The organism is Pustulibacterium marinum (assembly GCF_900116665.1).
In the GTDB taxonomy this organism is placed as follows: domain Bacteria; phylum Bacteroidota; class Bacteroidia; order Flavobacteriales; family Flavobacteriaceae; genus Pustulibacterium; species Pustulibacterium marinum.
In genome coordinates this window covers 32,246-52,973 of record NZ_FPBK01000004.1, presented here as the reverse complement: position 1 = coordinate 52,973, position 20,728 = coordinate 32,246, and the positions used below count along the sequence as shown (strand labels likewise).

Sequence of the window (20,728 nt, the reverse complement as noted above, 5' to 3'; positions counted from 1 at the left end):
AAAAACTGATATTCAACCTATTTTAAAAACATTCTGAATAGTTTTTTTCGTACCTTTAAGTAGGAATGGAAATGGAACACTATTCTAGCGGTATTCATTTACTAAAAGGGGAACTTATCATGATACAAAATTTACACACTTCGGACATGCAATTGCTCTTGAAGGAGCACTACGTTGGACACTTATCCTATATTTCAGGAAATCAACCACACATTATACCCATTACTTATTTTTATGATCCTATCGAAAACGTTTTATTGAGTTATTCCGGTATGGGGCATAAGATCAAGAATATGAGAAAACATCCTAATGTAAGCCTTTTAGTAGATGTAGTAGATTCTATTTCAAAATGGAAATCAGTACAAATATCAGGTACTTATGAAGAATTACATGGAACGTATGCCAAATCACGTTTGCATGATTTTGCCAGAGGTGTTTCACATTTAGTAGAAGTACATGAAGGCTTAATTACGGAGTCTTTAAGTGAGTTTTCTCATGGAGAATCCAATGTAGATGGATCTATAGTCTATCAAATTAAAATACACGAGTGGATGGGGAAAGAACAGTTATGAAAAAGAACTTGAATACCTACTACCAATGAAAAAGCCTGCTCATAAAGCAGGCTTTTTTAATACAGTAGCATATATGCTTATACTGTTTTATGTTTTTGTTTGTTAAGCTCGTCTTGTAACTGTCGGCGTACTTTCTGTTCGCGCTCCAATGCGGTGCGTCTGTGATTTTCATATTCTTCCTCTGTTTCTGCCAATGCTTTTTGCGCATCTTTGGTAATCACATTGCTATTTTTGAATTTGTAGACAAACACTACCAGCAATACTACCAGAATACCAATAACAGAACATAAAATGGCATTGTATGTACCTTTGCTAGTCAATATACCAAAGAATGACATAGAGTCTTTCTCCAAGTTGGTCTGGTCCAATGTAGCTTGTGTAGTTTTTAAGTTCTCTTGCAAATTGGCAATTTCAGTTTGTTGATCACCCACTTTATCTTCTGTAGCGGCCAATGCTTTTTCTACAGCATTTAGGGAATCTAAGATGTGTGCTTTTAAGGTAGTTAAATAGTATTTTTTTACCACCATGTTGGCACCGTACTGATTAGAGTCTTCCATAACAAATTCAAATTGCTCTGCAATAGAACCAGAATTGATGGAAGGTGCAGGAGTAGCTTCAGCCTTATCTTCTTGGGCTGTTGCATGGAAATTGACACTTATTAACAGAAAAAATAAAACTAATACTCTAAAGTAATTCATTTTTAAAATTTAAGGATTTGTAATCAAGTTTGCGAATGTATGTAATTCTGTTAAAGGGTGAAACTGTATGGAGCATAATTACTACTTAAATTACTATTATTAGTAGTGCTTATTGCTAGACAGTATCCATTGTAACGTTGTTTTTTTTGAGTTCGTATGTAGTTAATCTATTTTTTTTCGAGGAATTCAGTTAAGTGTATTTCCCTGTTTTCAGGGATTCCCGGGGTAATACTCCCCGCTAATTTTGTCAAAAAAAAATAATAAAGCGTTATGATAAGAACATTTCTATTTTTGGCAAGTTTGGTGGTTTTAGTAAGTTGTGATACCCACAGTTATACCCACAAAAGCAATTCCTGGAAACCTAAACCATTGCATATAGTTTGTCCGTCAGATGATACCCATCGTACTTTTATACCAGATTTTAGTGTAGGTAATCTTTCCTTAAGTGGGAAAGAAACAGCAAGGAGCAAAGGGAATACACTATACAGTGAAACATTGGTAGAATCGTGTATAGTTTTTCAAACTGAAAAACAAGGGATCAAAGCTTTCAAAATAAAGTATTCAAAAGGTTTGGAGGGTGTTTGCCCTACCATCAAAGCTCCAAAGTTTACAACTGAAAGCGGAGTGAAACTTGGAATGAGTATCGCGGAACTAAAAGCTATTAAAGGAAAACCAGACAGTATTACTACCGACAAAGGAGTGGTATTTGAATACAGAACTACCGCTGCAGAATCTGAACTATTAGCGCAGCAACAACAAAAAGCTTATTATGCTAGTTATCGTTTTTTCAAAGGATATTTACACGCCTTTGAGTTTGGCTTTTTGTAAAGAGGTAGGTGTTGTAAATTCTATACGCACAGCAATAATACCAACCCAAGTTTAAGATTAGTTTACGGTGTTGAAAACCAATTTATAAGGTCATTTCTTATTGTGATTTATAAGTTTATTTTTATAACAAACAATTAATGTTTTGTAAGAATATTTTTATTTTAAGTTCTTTTGTATATATTTGAGATATACAGCTATTAATTATAAAAACTAAATTCTTATGAAATTTACGTATTCATGTTTTGTAGCCTTGCTAGCTACTGTTGCGTTCACAAGTTGTAGCAGTGATGATGATGCTGTAGAAGAGTCCATTAGTGCCTATGCGGGGAAGTATCAAATTGTATCGTTTGAATCTGATATTGCGGTAGATTTAAATAAAGATAATGTAGCTTCTTATGAACTTGTAGATGAAATTAATTCGTTTAATTTTAGTGAATTAGAAGTGAGACCTTATGGTGATATAGATAACAAAGCAAAACTACTTTGTTTTGGACTTCCTAAAATGTATATGACTTTTGAATATCCATCTGAACCGGAAGGTTATGCACAGTTTTCATCATATGGTTTTGTTACAATGTATGAGTTTGATGTAGCTACCAATACTTTCCTTATGGAGAATCACAGTTATACAGAGCAAGCGTATATAGATAATGTTGAAAGCAACAGAGAAGTAACTTTTACGAGTGATTTGGTTGTAGTTGATGCTACACATTTACAAACCTCTATTGCCAAAGAGTACTATGATTTTATAACTCAAGAATGGGTAATGTTACACATCAATGTCCTATTTGAAAAACAGTTTTAAACTTTTTGATTAGAAACAATATCTAAGTTCCCAAAAATCATAAGCTTATGAAACAGAAACTTGCAGATATGATATGTTTAGATATTTACCTTACCGGTTTATCGGAGGAAGTGTATCAAGAAATACAACCATACTTAGGAACATCAACCGATCATGTTATGCATTTAGAGCTATATGCAGGGGTATCATGATACTATTGAAAAAGCCCAAAGAGAAGTAGAGTTTAAGAAGGTGATTTCATTAGCTCAAAAATTCCAATTTAAAGATCATTTGGGTGAACCATGGCTTTACAGATATGATAGGCTATTCCAAATCAGAAGCACTTCACAGAACACCTAAATTTTTGCAAGGAGCGGATACTTCTGCACAAACCAAAAAACGAATTAAAGATAATTTGGCCCAAAATAAGCCTTGTAAAGAAGTCCTAATCAATTATCGAAAAGACCAAACTCCGTACCATTGCGAGGTACACATTATTCCCTTGTACAACCAACAGACTACCCATTTTATAGCTTTTGAACGCGAAGTAGGGTAACTTTTAAGATGAATATAAACAAATGTAAGTGTGTTTATAATCAGTAGATTATCGTTTTTTTAGCAAAAGAATACTTCAAAAAAGACAGCGTAGATTTTCATTTTCGAAAATCGTTTCTTACGTTTGTCTCGTAAATCGACATAAACTTTAGGGGTGCTGTAAAAAGCTGAGATGATACCCTTTGAACTTGATCCGGTTAATACCGGCGCAGGGAAAAGTACTACTTTTATTCCGTACAAAGCATGCCTTTGTAGGTCTTCATAACACTTAGGTGCTACGTCACGCCTAGAGTTTATAGTTATAATTCAAAGTCTATGATAACTGTAAACGTCAACAATCACGCACATCAAATAGCTGCCAGCACCACACTATCGGCCTTGTTGCAACAGCTCAACATCAGCACTTCCGGTATTGCTGTGGCTATCAATCAACGCGTTGTACCCAAGCAACAGTGGGCTACACAATCGCTTCAAGATCAGCAAAACATCCTTATCATCAAAGCTACACAAGGCGGGTAATGTGTTTGTGGGCGCGCCCTTTCAGGTCGGGCTATTGCCAGTCGCTTATTGCCCTCCGGGCAATAGAGCTCCAACAATGGCGCTATCCCTCACGCAAAAAGTAACTACCATCTAAAATTCAACTTAATAGTATGAAAACCGAAATAACACCAAAGGCAGGAAGCATTACAAGAAAACCGTTTCCAAACTCTCAGAAAATCTACGTACAAGGAACTTTGTTTCCGGAGGTACAAGTCGCTATGCGTCAAGTTACGTTAAGTGATACCACGCATTCGCTAACGGGTAAAGTCACTGCAAATCCACCTGTTACTATCTATGATACTAGCGGACCGTATTCCGATCCTCATAAAGAAATTGATGTGTACCAAGGCTTAGCACCTTTACGCAAACAATGGATTGCCAACAGAAAAGATACCGAAACACTTACAGGAGCGTCTAGTAAGTATGCTAATGAACGCTTGGCAAACACCCAAGCTGACGCCATCAGATTTCCGAACATTCCCAATCCTAAAAAGGCGTTGAAAGGCAAGAATGTTTCGCAAATGTATTATGCGCGACAGGGAATTATAACTCCTGAAATGGAATATGTAGCCATTCGCGAAAATCAAAAAAGACAAGAAGTACAGCAACTAGCACAACAGCATCAAGGCGAAAGTTTTGGTGCTAAAATTCCCGATGTTATTACTCCTGAATTTGTACGCGATGAAATTGCTTCAGGGCGTGCCGTATTGCCTTGTAACATTAATCACCCAGAAACGGAACCGATGATCATTGGGCGTAACTTTTTGGTAAAGATCAATGCCAATATCGGAAATTCTGCCACCACTTCCAGCATCGAAGAAGAAGTAGAAAAAGCAGTGTGGGCGTGTCGTTGGGGCGCTGATACCATTATGGATTTATCCACCGGAAAAAACATCCACGAAACCCGTGAATGGATCTTACGAAACAGTCCGGTGCCAGTGGGTACGGTACCTATTTATCAAGCATTGGAGAAAGTAAACGGTAAAGCTGAAGATCTCACCTGGGAGATTTTCAGAGATACGCTTATAGAACAAGCAGAGCAGGGGGTTGACTATTTTACCATTCATGCTGGCGTACGTTTGCATCATGTACCAATGACGGCCAAACGCATTACAGGAATTGTTTCGCGCGGTGGTTCTATCATGGCCAAGTGGTGTTTGGCACATCACAAGGAAAGTTTTTTGTATACACATTTTGAAGATATCTGCGAGATTATGAAAGCCTATGATGTGGCTTTTTCTTTGGGAGACGGTCTCCGTCCTGGTTGTATTGCCGATGCCAATGATGCTGCTCAGTTTGCGGAATTGGAAACTTTAGGCGAGCTCACTAAGATAGCCTGGAAACACGATGTACAAACCTTTATTGAAGGTCCAGGACACGTGCCCATGCACATGATCAAAGAGAATATGGACAAGCAATTGAAAGAATGTGGGGAAGCTCCTTTCTATACGTTAGGACCGTTAACCACTGATATTGCACCAGGGTATGATCATATTACTTCTGCCATCGGAGCTGGCATGATTGGGTGGTATGGTACGGCCATGTTGTGCTATGTAACCCCCAAAGAACATTTAGGATTACCCAACAAAGATGATGTACGTACCGGAGTGGTGACCTATAAATTGGCAGCGCATGCAGCAGATTTAGCCAAAGGACATCCGGGAGCACAATACCGCGATGATGCGTTGAGCAAAGCCAGGTTTGAATTCCGTTGGGAAGATCAGTTTAATTTGTCTTTAGATCCTGAGTTGGCCAGAGAATATCACGATGAAACTTTGCCGGCTGCAGGAGCTAAAATCGCGCATTTTTGTTCTATGTGTGGACCGCATTTCTGTTCTATGAAAATTACGCAAGAGGTTCGGGAGTTTGCGGCAGAAAAAGAAGTGTCTGAACAGAAAGCCTTGGAAGAAGGCATGGCCGAAAAATCTAAAGAGTTCAAAGCCCAAGGCGGCGAAGTGTATTTATAAGAAGATGCGTAAAATGAACCTACCGAATCCAAAACTAATCGTGATGACAAATCCTGATGAGTATCCAAACGAAGGAATGCATATCAGCGCAATGTTTCGTGAAGGACTAGAATGTTTGCACTTGCGCAAACCGAATTGGACGGCAGCACAATTACAAGCTTTGTTAGCTCAAATTCCAACCGAATATTATGAGCGCATCAAACTGCATGGACATTATCAGCTGGTACCACAAATGTCGTTAGGAGGAATTCATCTAACAGAAAGTACTAAAGCAAGTTTTGACAGGGAAATTTATTCAGGAATAGCCATCAGCGCTTCTTTTCATACACCAGAAGCTGTGATTCGTTCAGAATTACCCTTGCAATATGCTTTTTTGAGTCCGGTTTTTACTTCTATCTCTAAAAAAGACTATGCAGGGAAAGGCTTTACAGCACCCAAAGCGTCTTTTCCAGTGATTGCTTTGGGAGGTATCACAGAAGAAACGTTGCCCAAAGCTTTCGCCTTGGGCTATGAAGGAATTGCCGTGTTAGGATCGGTATGGGGAAGTGCTCATCCTGTAACAGCTTACAAAACACTGGCAGCACAATGCTTGGAATTATTATAAAAACAGCAAAACAATGAAGATAGCAACGCTACACTACATATCGCAAGGCATTTCGCCTGAAGCACACTTGGAAAACATACAAGCCGTATGCCAAGCAGGAGGAAAGTGGATTCAATTACGAATGAAAGCTGTTCCTGAAAAAGTATATTTGGAAACTGCTTTGACCGTCCGACAAATTTGTGATGCACACGGCGCAACTTTCATTGTGAATGATAACATTCATGTAGCCTTGGCAAGCCAAGCAGATGGCGTTCACTTAGGACAAGAAGATGAAAGTCCGGCGATTGCTAGAAAAGTTTTGGGAACCGAAAAGATCATCGGAGGAACCGCAAATACCTTGGCACAATGTCAAGAACTCATAACCGCAGGAGTAGATTATATCGGGTTAGGACCGTATCGATTTACAAAAACCAAAGCAAAACTAAGTCCGGTGTTGGGATTAGATGGCTATACCCATATCCTATCGCAATTGTCGGGGAACATTCCGGTGATAGCGATTGGAGGGATTACTTCCAAAGACATAAAAGCCTTGCGCGCTACAGGCATTCATGGAGTAGCCGTGTCTGGTATGTTGAGTACCACTCAAGATGCAGCCGTAGCTACCCAATTACAAACCTTAACAACAACATTGATATGAAACCATTACAGATAGCAGATAAAACATTTACCTCTCGTTTGTTTACAGGAACGGGAAAATTCAGAGATATAGCCACTATGCAGGCGGCAGTAGAAGCTTCGGGGAGCGAATTGGTTACGGTGGCGCTTACCCGTGTAGCTACCCAAGGCGACGTAGATGAACGCCTTACCGCTTTAGAGGCTTCGGAGATTAACTTATTGCCCAATACCTCAGGAGTACGCGATGCCAAGGAAGCTATTTTTGCAGCGCAATTGGCAAGAGAAGCTTTGGGTACCAATTGGATCAAACTAGAGATTCATCCAGATCCTAAATACTTACTGCCAGATCCTGTAGAGACGTTGAAAGCTACGGAAGCCTTGGTAAAAGAAGGCTTTGTGGTGATGCCCTATATTCAGGCCGATCCTGTGTTGTGCAAACGTTTAGAAGCAGTAGGTGCCCAGTGTGTGATGCCTTTAGGCGCTCCTATAGGTAGTAACAAAGGCTTGCGTACCCAAGATTTTCTGGAAATTATTATAGAACAAAGCAATGTGCCTGTGATTGTAGATGCCGGTATTGGTGCTCCGTCTCATGCGTCATGGGCTATGGAGTTAGGGGCAGATGCTGTGTTGGTTAATACAGCCATTGCGGTGTCTCCCGATCCGGTAACCATGGCCAAAGCTTTTGAAATGGCCGTACAATGTGGACGTATGGCGTATGAGTCGGGGTTAGCGTCGACACATCCACATGCTTCGGCTAGTAGTCCGTTTACTTCATTTTTAACTGAATAAAACTTTGTGCCTATGTTTTCAGAAAAAATCCATCAACATGATTGGGATGCGATTTTAAAATCGATTCACCAGAAAACTGCTGCCGATGTGGAGCGTGCTTTGACTAAAACGCAGCGTAACCTGGAAGATTTCAAAGCTTTGATTTCTCCTGCCGCACTTCCTTTTTTAGAAGACATGGCCAGGTTGAGTCATACCCGCACCCGTAAACGTTTTGGCAATACCATGCAAATGTATGCACCCTTGTATTTGAGCAATGAGTGCCAGAATATTTGCACTTATTGCGGATTCAGCTTTACGAATAAGATTCCCCGAAGAACTTTGACCGATGCTGAAATTCTTCAGGAGGCAGCGTTTTTAAAAAACAAAGGCTATCAACATGTATTGTTGGTTACCGGAGAAGCCAACAGAACCGTTGGTGTTGATTATTTAGAAAATGCCATTCAATTGTTGCAACCCCATTTTCCGAATATCTCTATGGAAGTACAACCGCTAGACCAACATGAATATGAGCGTTTACGAGCAGCAGGATTGTACGCCGTGTTGGTATATCAGGAAACCTATCATGAAATGGAATACAAAAAACACCATCCGAAAGGGAAAAAATCAAACTTTACGTACCGATTGGAAACCCCAGACCGCTTGGGAAAAGCAGGCATGCACAAAATAGGTTTGGGAGCTTTGTTTGGGTTAGAAGACTGGCGCGCGGATAGTTTTTTTACGGCCTTGCATTTGCAGTATTTACAGAAAAACTATTGGCAAAGCAAGTATAGCATTTCGTTTCCTAGGTTACGCCCTTTTAGTGGCGGTTTAGAACCTAAAGTAGCCATGAGCGATGAAGAATTGGTGCAATTGATTTGTGCTTACCGATTACTAGACGAAACTGTTGAGTTATCCATATCTACCAGAGAAGAAGAAATCTTTAGAGATCATATTGTACACTTAGGTATTACCTCTATGAGTGCTGAATCTAAGACCAATCCGGGTGGATATACGGTGGAACAACAATCTTTAGAGCAATTTGAAATATCCGATGAGCGCAGCACCGAAGTAATTACCGACATGTTACGCAAGCAAGGCATTGCACCTGTTTGGAAAGACTGGCAACACAATTGGCAATAAACCATAAAGATGATAGCAAGCAACACATACTACAGCAGACAGTTACAATTAGAAGGCATAGGGGAGCAGGGACAAGCCAAACTACAGGCCGCCAAAGTATTAATCATTGGCGCTGGTGGTTTGGGCTGTCCCATATTACAGTATTTGGCAACAGCTGGTATAGGAACCTTGGGCATTGTAGATGCCGATGCGGTTTCAGTTAGTAATTTGCATCGGCAAATTTTGTATACCACGGCCGATGTTGGTGAATTTAAAGTATTGGCTGCTAAAAAGCGTTTGGAAGCCATGAATCCGTTTATTAAAATTGAAACGTATACCGAAATGCTTAGCACTAGCAATGCCGTAGCACTCTTTTCGGAATACGACATTATTGTAGACGGTAGCGACAATTTCGCCACGCGTTATTTAGTAAACGATGCGGCTGTATTAACTCAGAAACCGGTGGTGATGGGTTCTATTTTTCAGTATGAAGGCCAAGTAACCGTGTACAATTACAAGAATGGACCTACCTATCGTTGTTTGTACCCTGAAGCACCAGCAGCAGGCAGCGTGCCCAATTGTGCTACTATTGGCGTTTTGGGAGTGTTGCCTGGTATGGTAGGTTGTGTGCAGGCCAATGAAGTTCTAAAACTGATTTGCCACTATGGAAAACCTTTGTCGGGTAGTTTATGGACGTTGGATAGCAGGAATATGCAAACCCTAATTTTTCAGTATGAAAAAAATAAAACACTATCCATCAACCGCTTACAAGAAAACTACAACAACGATTGCAGCGTGCTCCCTGAAATTACTTGGGAAACATTAGAAAAGCAATCCATTCCTTTGTTAGATGTACGAACTATGGAAGAATACAAAGCAGGACATTTGGAAGCTTTGCACATACCCTTACAGGAATTGGAAACTGAAAAAGCACAGCTAGAAAACTTTGAGAGCTTGGCAGTATATTGCCAAAGCGGTATTCGTAGCCGAAAAGCTGTAGCACTGCTGCAAGCATGGTATCCTGGCCTGAAGGTATACAGTGTACAAGGAGGACTAGCTTCTAAAGGAACTCTTTAAAAAGAAGGTCCTTTTTGTTTGTATAACGAAGGCAGCGTTAATTTATAGCGAACCGCGGCGATTCTTACTAAGATAACGACTAGAATAGGCACAATGCTCAACCATTTAGATTCTGGAGCAACCATGCGTAGTGCAAAGAAGCTAACGCCACCAAGTATACATGCTGTGGCATAGACTTCTTTTTTAAAAATCACCGGAATGCGACGGCAAAGGATATCGCGAATCACTCCACCAAAACAAGCACTGATTGTACCAATAGCAACACAAATTACCGGATCTAAATTGACCAACAAACTCTTTTCGATTCCGGCAATGGTGTAGAAGCCAATTCCAATAGTATCAAACAACACCAGCGACTTGCTCACCATCTTCAAGTATTTTCTAAAGATAATGGCTATGGCCGTTGTAGCAATAATTATATAAACCGTATTGGTATCCGTAAGCCAAAAAATAGGGCGTACGCCCAACAAAACATCGCGCAGCGTACCACCACCTGTAGAGGTAACAAAGGCAATAATTAAAATACCAAACAAATCGAGCTTTTTGTTAAGGGCGACCATTACTCCTGAAATAGCAAACGCAATGGTTCCTAAAATATCAATGAGGTTTACAAACATACTTTGAATTTAATTTGAGATGGCTTTGCGAAAATAACCAGCGTGTTATGATATGCCATAGCAAAGTGGCTACTTTAATAGTGATTTAACAAATAAACAATTACTATAATGATTTTTTACTATTTATTTTTATACGTTTGATTTGTTTTGATTGAATTTTCTTATATTGAAAGCATAATTGTAATCTATTTTGTAGCTATGATGACTCGTGTTATATTTCTTTTTATAATTTTTGTTTTTGCCTTGCCTACACTATTGGCATTGGTAGATATTCTAAAAAATAAGTTTATTTCACAGCGCAAAGTACTATGGTTGTTGGTAGTACTACTATGTTACGGTATGGGCGCATTGCTTTATTTTGCTTTTGGCTTAAAAGATAAACTGCCTAAGGAAACCACTAAAGTAAATTCCTAGAGCGGTTTTTTAATGCGTTGAGGTGTGTAGTATAAGAACTTTACAAGAGGTTTAGTATTCATTTTAATTTTAGCTATTACTTGCCATATTTACCATTTATTATTGTGTATGCCTTTAACTTTTTTTTCATTTGGAGGTATAGGCTTGGGTGAAGCAATTCATTTAGCCATTCTTTTATGTAATTCCCTTACAGATATCCTTTTTTTAGATGAAGATACCTTACGTAGTAATCGAAGCCTGCCTTTTTGTTCTCGACTACGCTCGAACTGACAATCGAAATAAGCAGCAAGCTATTAGCTGTTAGCTGAAAGCTGAAAGCTATTTACAATAAGCTAAATTTTATTCGGTGGCTGAGTAGAGTCGAGGCCTGCCTTTTTTTAGATGAAAATACCTTTCGTAGTAATCATAGCCTGCCTTTTTGTTCTCGACTACGCTTGAACTGACAATCGAAATAAGAAGCAAGCTATTAGCTGTTAGCTGAAAGCTGTTTACTTTTCCGGTGGCTGAGTGGTTTGTGGAATGCAATGGAACAAAGTGTATCGAAGCCTGTCTTTTTTAGATGAAGATACCTTATGTAGTAATCGAAGCCTGCCTTTTTGTTCTCGACTACGCTCGAACTGACAATCGAAATAAGAAGCAAGCTGTTAGCTGAAAGCTGTTTACGCTCTACGTATTTTCAAAACCTTACAAAAAATCCCTATATATGGGGATGTTTTGGTATTGATATGGATGTTAATTTGTTACAGAAATTTTTGCTTGTGCTGTAATAGGTTCCTTATGATCTGTGAAATGGTTCAATTATACAATCCGTTTGAGTGGGTTACGGCGGCAGACCGTAGGCTACTCGGAGCACGTTTGCTGGCTTGCTTAGCAGGGGTAGAGCAAAATTGCCCTGGGTTGATAGACCGTTTACTACGCTCTGTGAAACTAGAAACCAACAACACCCTTTTTGATAACACCACTCCCCAAAAGGGCAGGTATTTGGTATTGTCTGGTATTGCGGCGTATGTGTTGTACGCTGAAGAACAGCATAAGATTGCTCGTTTTTTTCTTCCGGGTGATTTTATTGGTATGCCAAGAAACCGATCTGAGCAAGCGAATATCAAAATAATAAAGCCTGCTCGCTTGTTGTTTGTTTCTGAAGAGGCGTTGACACAACTGAAAACCGTTTGTTTAGAATTGTATGCGTTAGAACGCGATTTTCTACAACAATGCCTGGAGCAACAGACAGACGAGCGTATCCGTTTTGCTACCTTACCTGCCAAAGAACACTTTGCTTACCTGTGCCAACAACAACCTTTGTTAATGAAATATGTTCAAAAAAAGGATATTGCTGCCTATCTAGGCATCAATCCGTCTACCTTAAGTAGGTGGCAATCAGCTATGGAATAGCCACCACTTTTTTTTCGCTTTTTGTGGACTATAAGTACTTGTTTTTCTTCATGATCCAAAAAAAAGCTATTTCATTGGTAATTTCTTACAAAAAAGTGCCCTTGACTTGATCCAGATCAAGTCAACATTCAAAAATATGTGTTAGCTTTACTATGTTCTTAATTACTAAGCGCTTATGGAACAGAACAAACAAGTTCTTTGAATTTTTGGAAAACAAGGGTAGCTAAGTCTCAAAACATACTTGTTTTGTTTCAGATTTTAAAAATTTGTGGCAACACATACTTGTTTTGTCTCAGATTTTAAAAATTTGTGGTAATACATACTTGTTTTGTTTCAGATTGTAAAAATTTGTGGTAACACATACTTGTTTTGTCTCAGATTTTAAAAATATATCACAACACAAACCTGTAGTAGGTTTTAAAAGTGAACAGTATACCCGATTAACTATGGTTAAGTTTCCAAAAATTGCAAAGCCGTTTGTACAACGCCATCAAAGTAAAGTATAGATGATCAACTAGGTTGTGCAGGTATACGCATAGCCCTAGCACCACTTTGCTTAGGTATACCAACCTATTTTATAAGATTTTAATATTTAATACAATGGCTTATCATAAAGTAAAAACATCGTATCGTTACATGAAAGAAGGATTATTAGTAACGTTTTCGGAAGAAACAATCAACCAGTTAACAGGCAATGCCAACTTTACCTTCCCAGAGGGTATGTTAACAGCGTTGACTGCTGCACAAGAAAAGTACACGCTAAAACTGTCACAAGCGTTTAGAGGGGGTACTAACAATACCGAAGAAAAGAATTTGGCTAAAACTGCCTTATTAGATGAATTGCGGCTAGCAGCGCAAATGGTGAACGTACAAGCCAACGGAGATGTCGAAAAATTGATTTCCTCGGGCTTTGTAATGGCAAAAGTAAAAGGAGATAACAACGCGCCTGTACCAGATGTGAAAAACTTTAAAGTAAAACCCGGCCCTAATGGATTTGATTTAGAAGTGTCTGTCCAAGCCAATGCTTCAGTAAAAAACTATTTGTTTTATGTAGGCATTGCTACCGAAAACCAAGACTTGTCTTCGCTACAGCAATATACCAGTAACAAGAGTACTATGATTATTAGCAACTTGCAACCCAACGTACGCTATGCTTGCAGAGCTTGCTATATGGGTACTAAAAAGGAAAATAACTTTACCTATAGCAGTATTATTTATTGCCAGGTATTACCCATGTAACGGGGGCAATCCAGAACACCTAAAAACCTCTTGCTTAGCAGGAGGTTTTTTTATGGAGGTGTTTATAGGAGATATGTAAGAATTTTTGGGAATAAAAATTTAGAGTCGTATAAAAAGTTGTATTTTTATCATGATGTAAATGAGTTATGTGGCATTATCAGAAACGGAATAATTAAACAGAAATGACTTAAATAGTTAGACTTGGAAAACAAAAAAAGTATCTTATATCCAGCTTTGCATAAATTTTACAACGCTTTAAATAGCTTGGAAAGATTTGAAAAAGGATCAAACTTTTTTGATAATATTGGTCACTTAGATAACTTCTTTTCGGAGTATAGAAATATAACTTTTGTGTTGCAGAAATCTATAGCCAAAACGGAACACATGCCGTTATATGAAAGACTAAGAGATAAATATCTAGTCAATGACGTGGGAAAATGGTTTATAGATAAACGAAATAGTGTTCTCAAGCAAAAACCGTTTGATCTAGAGAAACGAATATCAATCAAAATTTATACTGGCAAAGAGATTCTTTCTTTGCCTGAATTAGTTTATACAATTGAGAATGATGAGAATTACTCTTCAGTCATTGAATCACTAAGATCTTCCTTTTTAAAAATTTGCGAAGTTGAAGTCTTCTTTTCTGCCGAATTTACTTTCTATGAAAGAGAATCTAAGGTAGATTTATATGACAACTTTATTTTTGGCATATCACAGATGAAACTGCTATTGGCAGAAATGCGAAAGGAACTAAATGAAGATTGCATACTATCGAAGAAACTTGAAAAGAGAATAGCGGATTTAAATTTTTATCGAGTTCCCAAAGATTTTCTTTTAATAGATGATTATACCTTCAATTGCAAACATGAAACCTTTGAAAGAGCTTCAAGAAGTGCATTTAGTTTTGGTACAGATAATCCAAAGGGTTCAATTAAGTTCTTTGATCAATTTAGTCCTGATGGCGATATTTTTCACAAGTTTGTATTAATGCATGTGTCCTTAATGCAACTTCAAGAAACATTGATGCCTACCATTATGGTCTTTTTCGAGGATGATAGATTTGAAATAAATAGTTTCCATTCTTCAATAAGAACGACAGTATATAGAAAGTTCAACGAAGTAGCAAATCGCATAGAGAAAGAGAATATTACCAAAGTATTCTTTGTTAGTGAAATGCAGGTTTACGATACTTTAAATGTTAAACAGCTTGATAGTCATGATAGAGAAAAGCATGTTCAAAAAGAAACACTTGCATTTTTCATGATTGATAAGGATTTAAAAATGAACTATCATAGTTTTGATATTGATAAGATCAAAGATATTGCTTATGTCGCTTTAACCATGGCTAGCGAGTCTAACCAAAATGTTTTACCTGCTTTTATGAATCCATTGAAATTAGAATTCAAAAGGTTATTTAAGAATGCAGACAGAGATAATAACGCCACATAACATTGTATAAAAATAATAGCGGTTTAATCGCTATTATGAAAGTGAAATTTATAAAACAAACAACAGTAATAAACCGAAAAGTCAGTACGTCAATCCCGCTACTGCGGTTATAGGAGACCGTTGGCAACAATATGAAAAGACTAATTGCACTTTTATTAATTTCTATTTTATTTGGATGTAATAGCATTTCAGAAAATAAGAAAATTGAAATAACTGAAAAGTCTGAATTGAGCGAAAAGGAAAAAGGAGAAAATGAAGAATGGAATTTTAAGACATATCTTGACAAGACGATTGAATATCCTTTAAAAAAACTGAATCGAAAGCCTATTTCTGAATTAAAATCTGAAACATTAAGAATTTGGAGATTTCCTGGAGGTGGAGTAGTTTTTGAGCAAATGTTGGAATTTAAGAAAGCTAACTCTGAACTGACATTTCACTCTTACCTAATTGAGGAGTTTGAAAATGAAAAGGAAAATCAATTGTCAAAACTGAATTTCTCGAAAAGAATTAACGAAAAAGGGATTATCAGCGAATTAAAATCAATAATTTCTGACTCTGATTTTATTAAGACTGAAGATAGCGAAAAATATTGCGAACCTTTTTGGGGTTGTGCAGATGTTTATCTTGTTGAATTTACAAACGGAAATAAAACAAACAAGTTTATTATAAATCATAATGTTGAGAAATGTGACAATAAAAAAGCAGAAAACTCAAAAAAGATATTTAAAATAATGAACGAAATAATATAAATACTGTTGCCAACAACGGTGCCTGTTGCACAACTTCTAAATAACCGTAAAAGAGTAATGATATAAGTCGCTTTAGAGCGGCTTTTTTATAAGTAGGAGTAAAGCGTATAGAAAGTTGTATTTTTATCATGATATAAATAAGTTGGCTGTAATTATGACAAGCGAAAGTTTTCAAACAATATTCCAAAATATGAAACAAAATCTTACACTCTTTTTATTTTTATTTTTAACAGTGTTTTCAAACGCACAAGACCAAATTCCAAAAATATCAGGAACCGCTAAATTTTCAATAGAAAACGGAACCATTGATTGTGATATTATTTTAAGTGATTATTCTGACATAGGTAATTATCTTATCAGGTTGAATAAAGGGTTAAATATCGTTAATGTACAAAGTATAGAACCTAATAAATTTTTACTTGGTTATGAACGTGAATTAGCAGATTCTTTACAAACAGATGAATCAATTTCTTATTACTTTCCTGCTAGTACAAAAGGTGAAAAGTTCTTGCCGAAAAAACTACGATTTAGATACGTTGGAAAATTCCCCGTTATAAATGATACCATTTCAGAAAATTACCAAAGGGAAGATTGGAGAGGTAACATAGCTTTTATGAATGGTTTATTAAGAATGGACGGCTATCAGTCTGCTTGGTATCCTACTTTGTATGATGTTGATAACGATTTTCAATATGAACTTGTGAAATATGATATTGAAATAATTTGTGAAGATTGCGAACAAATTTACCTCAATGGCTCAAAACCTGTAAATGCAAAAAAGGCACACTTTGTAAGTGAAAGTCCAAGAGAACCTTATCTTTTTATTGGAAAATATGGCATTCAAGAAGCCCAAAACATTACCTTGCTGAATGCGAATTTTTCAGATACTCAAGTTGATGAATTTGATAAAATAAATGGAGAAATTGTAAACTTTTTGGGAGCATATACCAACATTCCATATAAAGAAAAAGTTCATTGGGTACAAGCTTATCTGACAGTAAATGAAAAAGGTCATTTTGCTTTTGCAAGTAATCCAACTTTTACAATTTGCGGAAATCCACCTTATGATTTAAGAGCTACTTTTGACCAACAATTACAAGGAGGCTTTTTATCTACAATTGTACATGAATTAAGTCATTATTATTTTGGAACAATAAAAAAGTGCAACACTACATTGGAAAACTTGATTAATGAAGGTTTTGCTGAATTTTTAGCAGTTAAATACATTAGTCAATTTAAAGAAAATGATTATATTAAAAATGGAATAAGAGAAGGCTTAGAATGGCTTGAAGACCCAAATTTTAAGCACAAAGCGATATTGGATTTTATTAAATTAGAAAACACAAATGACCGTCAAACCTATGCTTATGATTACCAAACCGCCATTTTATTTAGTATTGAAAAAGAGATAGGTGAGGAAAAAATGATGCAATGGATTAGACTACTATTACAAGGAGAAGAGTGTATTTCTAACAAAGCATTTTTTGAAACTACATTAAAGAAAGCTATTAATAATAATGAACTTTATAATAAGATTGTGCAAAAATATTTAACCAGTAATTCAACTGTTGAAAATATAAAGATATTATGGGAAAAATAATAACTACAGCTAACAATGGAGCATGTTGCACAACTCCTAAATCACCGTAAAAGATATATGATACCAATCGCTTTAGAGCGGCTTTTTTGTTGTGATTTTTTGTAGTGGCATTGTTTTTTGGTTTAATAACTCAAAGTTTTTGGGCTGGAATCTTTGGTTTTGTATGGCTTTTTGGTCTCAATCTTATGACAGCTTATATACGACAATTTCTATTTGCAAACCGATTAAAGAAAGAGCTTAGTATGTAATTGTTCGTTTTAATAAATAGGGTGGTGGCTATACATTATGATCGTATTCAAAAAATGTAAGAAATATACACCTTTATACGCAACCTTTTAAGTGATTTCTTATCTATAAAGTAACACTTAAATACAACTACTAACTAAACCATAAACAGTTTTCAAATGAAATCAAGCATTGCTAAACAAATGATCATCATAGCGTGGATGGGCTTTGTTTTTACACTATTAGGATGTGCAAGTATTGTAAGCAAAGGTAAATATCCTGTGCATATAGATAGCTCACCATCTGGAGCTCATATTACCATTACAGACCAAGATGGAGTAATGCAGTACACCGGAACAACTCCCGTTAATCTTAAAATAAAAGCGAGTAGTGGTTATTTTAAAAAAGCAAATTACATGCTAACTTTTGAAATGGATGGTTACGAAACCAAAACCATTCCTATAAAATTTTCTTTAGATGGTTGGTATGTGGGCAATCTGTTATTTGGTGGTCTCGTAGGTATCTTAATAGTAGATCCTATAACCGGCGCTATGTGGAAACTGAATACCGATCAAATCAATGAAAAACTCACCAAAGAAACAGAAACTGTAGAAAAACCTGCTATAGAAGTTTATGGGTATCAGCATATCCCAGAGGACTGGAAAGATAATTTGATTCGAATCAATTAACGTCTTTAAGGTTTTAAAACAATAGTTGAGAGCAGAAGTATTCATAAATTTTTATATTTTAACCATTAAGGGTAAAATCCTCAAAAAAATAAGTACCTTGCTTTTAAAGCTATAGGTTACAAAAATGAAACAAAAATTATTCAAACGAGGACTATTTTCCCTGGTAATACTAGGCATGCTATATTACTTTTTGGGGTATATGCTTGTTGACCTTGTTGGTGTTCCACTAGCAGCTTATAACTCTTATAAGTTATGGAATAAAAATGATAGTATAGAAAATAAAATATGGGTAGAAGAGTCCAATTCCAAAGAGCAAAAAATCGTAGCTTCTGTAAGTACTATCACAACCGAAAGGGATAGTATAGCGCTTACAACCTTAGTTAGAGAAGCATATACGTGGAGTTATGACAACGTAACCGATGAATTTCCCTATTTGGTTAAAAATGAATCCGATAGTATCTTTACAGGCATAGACTGGAAAGCTTATAAAGCTACTATGTTAGCCTATAAGAACACAGATTATTTTACAGAGGAATTTTTTAAGTATCATGAAATAGTAGCTACCAATATAGATGCCTCTATTCGGAGTGCGGATATAAAATGGAGGAATATGAATGATGGTATTTCTTTATGGTCTAGTGAAGTAGATGATTGGTGTAATTGCCAAGATTATCCCGAGGATTATTGGAAAACTTTGGTTATTAATCAGTTGATGATTAAAGATACTATAGCCCATTTCAATTTGAACTGGGAAAACTACGGTGAATATTCTTCTATGAACTATGCTGTTACTGCAAAAAAGGTAGATGGCAAATGGAAAATTAATGCTCTTGAAGGCTATCAAAACTATTATACAAAAGAAGAATATGCCTCTTTTATGTCGGAAGAATAGGTTATAACAGTCGTTACCAATAAAAAATTTGCATCATTCTTAGAATCTTTTGTAGGCATGATGGTTGATTAGTTTTTTAGGATACTTTTCTGGTATAAAAATTGAATACTATGTAAACAATCTACAACCAGAAATTACATCCTCTATGAAAAAATTATTCATTTCTATTGTTTTGTGCTTACTACTTGGTTATTTCCATACACAAGCACAAGAAAGACCAACAGAGTTGCCTGAAAAGGTAGCTTTGAGTCAATACAAGCAAACCGATTTTGTACCTACGTTAGCATCTGCATTTACGGCAAATGAAAACATAGTTTATTGTGCTACCATGCCATACGCTTGGGAAGCTTTGAGAAAATTTTTGAATGTTCCCATCACAAATATTACCAACAAACAGTTAGCAATTCTCAATGCTGATACTACTCATTTAGATGCTTTTGAAGAAAATCAATGCGATGTAAAAGTTGAGGTTGAAAAGCATATGATAACAACTAAAGCTTCTTTTGAAACCGAGTTACCTTTTAGTGAACCCTTTACCAAGTTTGATACGCCTTTACAATTTAAAAATGCCTCGGTAGCTTCTTTCGGTTTTCATGGTGCTTCAACTTTTGCCAGTATTAATTATTACCATAATGAAACCGATTTTTCTATCACCTTATATTCACATCACTATTTGCATAACATAGTGTTGGTAATGGCTCCTGAATTTTCACTGGAAACTCTAAATTTAAAAGCATATTGGGATAGAATACAAGCTGAAAGAGATGTATCTATTATATTTTCAGAGGAAGATGTAGTGCAAATACCTATGATATGTTTCAATATAGAAAAAGAATATGAGGACATGAAAGGAAGTACATTTAAAGCAGCGGATACGTTGTACACTTTACGAAAGGTAACCCAAAGAAATGCTTTTTTATTGAACGAAAAAGGAGCAAAAGCATCTGGTGATGTGCTCATAATGGCAGCAGATGGAATTCCTTCGGAAACATCAAAACCAAAAAAGATGATTTTTAACCAGCCCTTTGCTGTTTTTCTACAAAAACGTGATGGCTTGTATCCTTATTTTGGTATGTATATAGCCAATGGAGAATTATTAATACAAAAACATAAGTAATATACCATATCCAATGTGCTCTTAGCGTTATTTAAAGATTTCCAACATAAATATGTAGGCTTCATGCATATTTACAAAACGGTTTTGCATACTTGCAAAATGGCTCTGCATACTTGCAAAACGGCTCTGCATACTTGCAAAACGGCTCTGCATACTTGCAAAACGGCTTTGCATACTTGCGAAACGGCTTTGCATACTTGCGAAACGGCTTTGCATAC

General features: G+C 36.6%; 23 protein-coding genes, 1 pseudogene and 1 riboswitch. Of the genes and pseudogenes, 21 read left to right on the top strand and 3 right to left on the bottom strand.

What is annotated here, in order from left to right; translation table 11 throughout:
• The first annotated feature begins 71 nt into the window (after positions 1 to 71).
• Positions 72 to 572 (top strand): pyridoxamine 5'-phosphate oxidase family protein, encoded by a 501-nt coding sequence (locus BM383_RS07590; RefSeq protein ID WP_218157918.1) that lies wholly within the window; start codon positions 72 to 74, stop codon positions 570 to 572.
• A gap of 77 nt (positions 573 to 649) precedes the next feature.
• Here BM383_RS07590 and BM383_RS07585 read toward each other — a convergent pair whose 3' ends face one another.
• The gene (locus BM383_RS07585; RefSeq protein WP_093024526.1) at positions 650 to 1,270 is read right to left on the bottom strand and encodes a hypothetical protein; all 621 of its coding nucleotides are present in this window, start codon (positions 1,268 to 1,270) and stop codon (positions 650 to 652) included.
• Positions 1,271 to 1,540: 270 nt separating this feature from the next.
• On the opposite strand from BM383_RS07585, the gene BM383_RS07580 reads away from it, so the two are divergent.
• The 11 genes and pseudogenes from BM383_RS07580 to BM383_RS07535 all read left to right on the top strand — a co-directional run bounded on the left by BM383_RS07580 (position 1,541) and on the right by BM383_RS07535 (position 10,127).
• Positions 1,541 to 2,098 carry a hypothetical protein gene (locus BM383_RS07580; RefSeq protein ID WP_093024525.1) on the top strand — a complete coding sequence of 186 codons (558 nt, stop codon included), beginning with the start codon at positions 1,541 to 1,543 and terminating at the stop codon, positions 2,096 to 2,098.
• A gap of 220 nt (positions 2,099 to 2,318) precedes the next feature.
• Positions 2,319 to 2,903 (top strand): hypothetical protein, encoded by a 585-nt coding sequence (locus BM383_RS07575; RefSeq protein WP_093024524.1) that lies wholly within the window; start codon positions 2,319 to 2,321, stop codon positions 2,901 to 2,903.
• Positions 2,904 to 2,950: 47 nt separating this feature from the next.
• On the top strand, positions 2,951 to 3,094 hold the full coding sequence (locus BM383_RS18795; RefSeq protein ID WP_177229084.1) for a hypothetical protein: 144 nt from the start codon (positions 2,951 to 2,953) through the stop codon (positions 3,092 to 3,094).
• Between the two features lie 71 nt (positions 3,095 to 3,165).
• Positions 3,166 to 3,438, top strand: a pseudogene (locus BM383_RS07570) (PAS domain-containing protein); the annotation flags it as partial.
• A gap of 139 nt (positions 3,439 to 3,577) precedes the next feature.
• A riboswitch (TPP riboswitch) is annotated at positions 3,578 to 3,669 on the top strand.
• Between the two features lie 83 nt (positions 3,670 to 3,752).
• A complete protein-coding gene (thiS, locus tag BM383_RS07565) occupies positions 3,753 to 3,956 on the top strand; it encodes a sulfur carrier protein ThiS (RefSeq protein WP_093024522.1) in 204 nt (67 codons plus the stop codon).
• Between the two features lie 131 nt (positions 3,957 to 4,087).
• Complete coding sequence (thiC, locus tag BM383_RS07560; protein WP_093024521.1) at positions 4,088 to 5,944, top strand: phosphomethylpyrimidine synthase ThiC; 1,857 nt, start codon at positions 4,088 to 4,090, stop codon at positions 5,942 to 5,944.
• Between the two features lie 13 nt (positions 5,945 to 5,957).
• Positions 5,958 to 6,548: a thiamine phosphate synthase gene (locus tag BM383_RS07555; RefSeq protein WP_177229083.1), complete on the top strand. Its 591-nt coding sequence runs from the start codon at positions 5,958 to 5,960 to the stop codon at positions 6,546 to 6,548.
• Between the two features lie 13 nt (positions 6,549 to 6,561).
• Positions 6,562 to 7,185 (top strand): thiamine phosphate synthase, encoded by a 624-nt coding sequence (gene thiE, locus BM383_RS07550; RefSeq protein WP_093024519.1) that lies wholly within the window; start codon positions 6,562 to 6,564, stop codon positions 7,183 to 7,185.
• Entirely contained in the window at positions 7,182 to 7,952 is a 771-nt protein-coding gene (locus BM383_RS07545) for a thiazole synthase (protein ID WP_093024518.1), read from the top strand. Before thiE ends, BM383_RS07545 begins: the two co-directional genes overlap by 4 nt.
• Positions 7,953 to 7,964: 12 nt before the next feature.
• A complete protein-coding gene (gene thiH, locus BM383_RS07540; RefSeq protein ID WP_093024517.1) occupies positions 7,965 to 9,071 on the top strand; it encodes a 2-iminoacetate synthase ThiH in 1,107 nt (368 codons plus the stop codon).
• Positions 9,072 to 9,080: 9 nt separating this feature from the next.
• Complete coding sequence (locus BM383_RS07535; protein ID WP_093024516.1) at positions 9,081 to 10,127, top strand: HesA/MoeB/ThiF family protein; 1,047 nt, start codon at positions 9,081 to 9,083, stop codon at positions 10,125 to 10,127.
• Here the strand turns inward: BM383_RS07535 and BM383_RS07530 are convergent.
• Positions 10,124 to 10,744: a trimeric intracellular cation channel family protein gene (locus BM383_RS07530; RefSeq protein WP_093024515.1), complete on the bottom strand. Its 621-nt coding sequence runs from the start codon at positions 10,742 to 10,744 to the stop codon at positions 10,124 to 10,126. The genes BM383_RS07535 and BM383_RS07530 overlap by 4 nt on opposite strands.
• A 198-nt stretch (positions 10,745 to 10,942) precedes the next feature.
• On the opposite strand from BM383_RS07530, the gene BM383_RS19115 reads away from it, so the two are divergent.
• The 9 genes from BM383_RS19115 (at position 10,943) to BM383_RS07485 (ending at position 20,510) form a co-directional block, all read left to right on the top strand.
• Positions 10,943 to 11,158 (top strand): PLDc N-terminal domain-containing protein, encoded by a 216-nt coding sequence (locus BM383_RS19115; RefSeq protein ID WP_143106364.1) that lies wholly within the window; start codon positions 10,943 to 10,945, stop codon positions 11,156 to 11,158.
• A gap of 777 nt (positions 11,159 to 11,935) precedes the next feature.
• The gene (locus tag BM383_RS07520; RefSeq protein WP_093024513.1) at positions 11,936 to 12,550 is read left to right on the top strand and encodes a Crp/Fnr family transcriptional regulator; all 615 of its coding nucleotides are present in this window, start codon (positions 11,936 to 11,938) and stop codon (positions 12,548 to 12,550) included.
• 600 nt (positions 12,551 to 13,150) lie between these two features.
• A complete protein-coding gene (locus BM383_RS07515) occupies positions 13,151 to 13,789 on the top strand; it encodes a hypothetical protein (RefSeq protein WP_093024512.1) in 639 nt (212 codons plus the stop codon).
• 201 nt (positions 13,790 to 13,990) lie between these two features.
• Complete coding sequence (locus tag BM383_RS07510; RefSeq protein WP_143106363.1) at positions 13,991 to 15,238, top strand: hypothetical protein; 1,248 nt, start codon at positions 13,991 to 13,993, stop codon at positions 15,236 to 15,238.
• Positions 15,239 to 15,369: 131 nt separating this feature from the next.
• Positions 15,370 to 15,987 carry a hypothetical protein gene (locus BM383_RS07505; protein WP_093024510.1) on the top strand — a complete coding sequence of 206 codons (618 nt, stop codon included), beginning with the start codon at positions 15,370 to 15,372 and terminating at the stop codon, positions 15,985 to 15,987.
• Between the two features lie 154 nt (positions 15,988 to 16,141).
• A complete protein-coding gene (locus BM383_RS07500; RefSeq protein ID WP_093024509.1) occupies positions 16,142 to 17,587 on the top strand; it encodes a M1 aminopeptidase family protein in 1,446 nt (481 codons plus the stop codon).
• Positions 17,588 to 17,991: 404 nt separating this feature from the next.
• Positions 17,992 to 18,501 carry a peptidase associated/transthyretin-like domain-containing protein gene (locus BM383_RS07495; protein WP_093024508.1) on the top strand — a complete coding sequence of 170 codons (510 nt, stop codon included), beginning with the start codon at positions 17,992 to 17,994 and terminating at the stop codon, positions 18,499 to 18,501.
• Positions 18,502 to 18,625: 124 nt separating this feature from the next.
• Positions 18,626 to 19,393 (top strand): hypothetical protein, encoded by a 768-nt coding sequence (locus tag BM383_RS07490; RefSeq protein WP_143106362.1) that lies wholly within the window; start codon positions 18,626 to 18,628, stop codon positions 19,391 to 19,393.
• Between the two features lie 145 nt (positions 19,394 to 19,538).
• Positions 19,539 to 20,510 (top strand): hypothetical protein, encoded by a 972-nt coding sequence (locus tag BM383_RS07485; protein WP_143106361.1) that lies wholly within the window; start codon positions 19,539 to 19,541, stop codon positions 20,508 to 20,510.
• Between the two features lie 27 nt (positions 20,511 to 20,537).
• Here the strand turns inward: BM383_RS07485 and BM383_RS18930 are convergent.
• Positions 20,538 to 20,728 (bottom strand): hypothetical protein (locus tag BM383_RS18930; protein WP_218157916.1); only part of this gene is annotated, 191 nt, incomplete at its 5' end.

Bases quoted from the DNA above. Each gene is read 5' to 3' on its own strand.
- BM383_RS07590 (WP_218157918.1), top strand. From the start codon at position 72: ATGGAACACTATTCTAGCGGTATTCATTTACTAAAAGGGGAACTTATC.
- BM383_RS07585 (WP_093024526.1), bottom strand. From the start codon at position 1,270: ATGAATTACTTTAGAGTATTAGTTTTATTTTTTCTGTTAATAAGTGTC.
- BM383_RS07580 (WP_093024525.1), top strand. From the start codon at position 1,541: ATGATAAGAACATTTCTATTTTTGGCAAGTTTGGTGGTTTTAGTAAGT.
- BM383_RS07575 (WP_093024524.1), top strand. From the start codon at position 2,319: ATGAAATTTACGTATTCATGTTTTGTAGCCTTGCTAGCTACTGTTGCG.
- BM383_RS18795 (WP_177229084.1), top strand. From the start codon at position 2,951: ATGAAACAGAAACTTGCAGATATGATATGTTTAGATATTTACCTTACC.
- thiS (WP_093024522.1), top strand. From the start codon at position 3,753: ATGATAACTGTAAACGTCAACAATCACGCACATCAAATAGCTGCCAGC.
- thiC (WP_093024521.1), top strand. From the start codon at position 4,088: ATGAAAACCGAAATAACACCAAAGGCAGGAAGCATTACAAGAAAACCG.
- BM383_RS07555 (WP_177229083.1), top strand. From the start codon at position 5,958: ATGAACCTACCGAATCCAAAACTAATCGTGATGACAAATCCTGATGAG.
- thiE (WP_093024519.1), top strand. From the start codon at position 6,562: ATGAAGATAGCAACGCTACACTACATATCGCAAGGCATTTCGCCTGAA.
- BM383_RS07545 (WP_093024518.1), top strand. From the start codon at position 7,182: ATGAAACCATTACAGATAGCAGATAAAACATTTACCTCTCGTTTGTTT.
- thiH (WP_093024517.1), top strand. From the start codon at position 7,965: ATGTTTTCAGAAAAAATCCATCAACATGATTGGGATGCGATTTTAAAA.
- BM383_RS07535 (WP_093024516.1), top strand. From the start codon at position 9,081: ATGATAGCAAGCAACACATACTACAGCAGACAGTTACAATTAGAAGGC.
- BM383_RS07530 (WP_093024515.1), bottom strand. From the start codon at position 10,744: ATGTTTGTAAACCTCATTGATATTTTAGGAACCATTGCGTTTGCTATT.
- BM383_RS19115 (WP_143106364.1), top strand. From the start codon at position 10,943: ATGATGACTCGTGTTATATTTCTTTTTATAATTTTTGTTTTTGCCTTG.
- BM383_RS07520 (WP_093024513.1), top strand. From the start codon at position 11,936: ATGATCTGTGAAATGGTTCAATTATACAATCCGTTTGAGTGGGTTACG.
- BM383_RS07515 (WP_093024512.1), top strand. From the start codon at position 13,151: ATGGCTTATCATAAAGTAAAAACATCGTATCGTTACATGAAAGAAGGA.
- BM383_RS07505 (WP_093024510.1), top strand. From the start codon at position 15,370: ATGAAAAGACTAATTGCACTTTTATTAATTTCTATTTTATTTGGATGT.
- BM383_RS07500 (WP_093024509.1), top strand. From the start codon at position 16,142: ATGACAAGCGAAAGTTTTCAAACAATATTCCAAAATATGAAACAAAAT.
- BM383_RS07495 (WP_093024508.1), top strand. From the start codon at position 17,992: ATGAAATCAAGCATTGCTAAACAAATGATCATCATAGCGTGGATGGGC.
- BM383_RS07490 (WP_143106362.1), top strand. From the start codon at position 18,626: ATGAAACAAAAATTATTCAAACGAGGACTATTTTCCCTGGTAATACTA.
- BM383_RS07485 (WP_143106361.1), top strand. From the start codon at position 19,539: ATGAAAAAATTATTCATTTCTATTGTTTTGTGCTTACTACTTGGTTAT.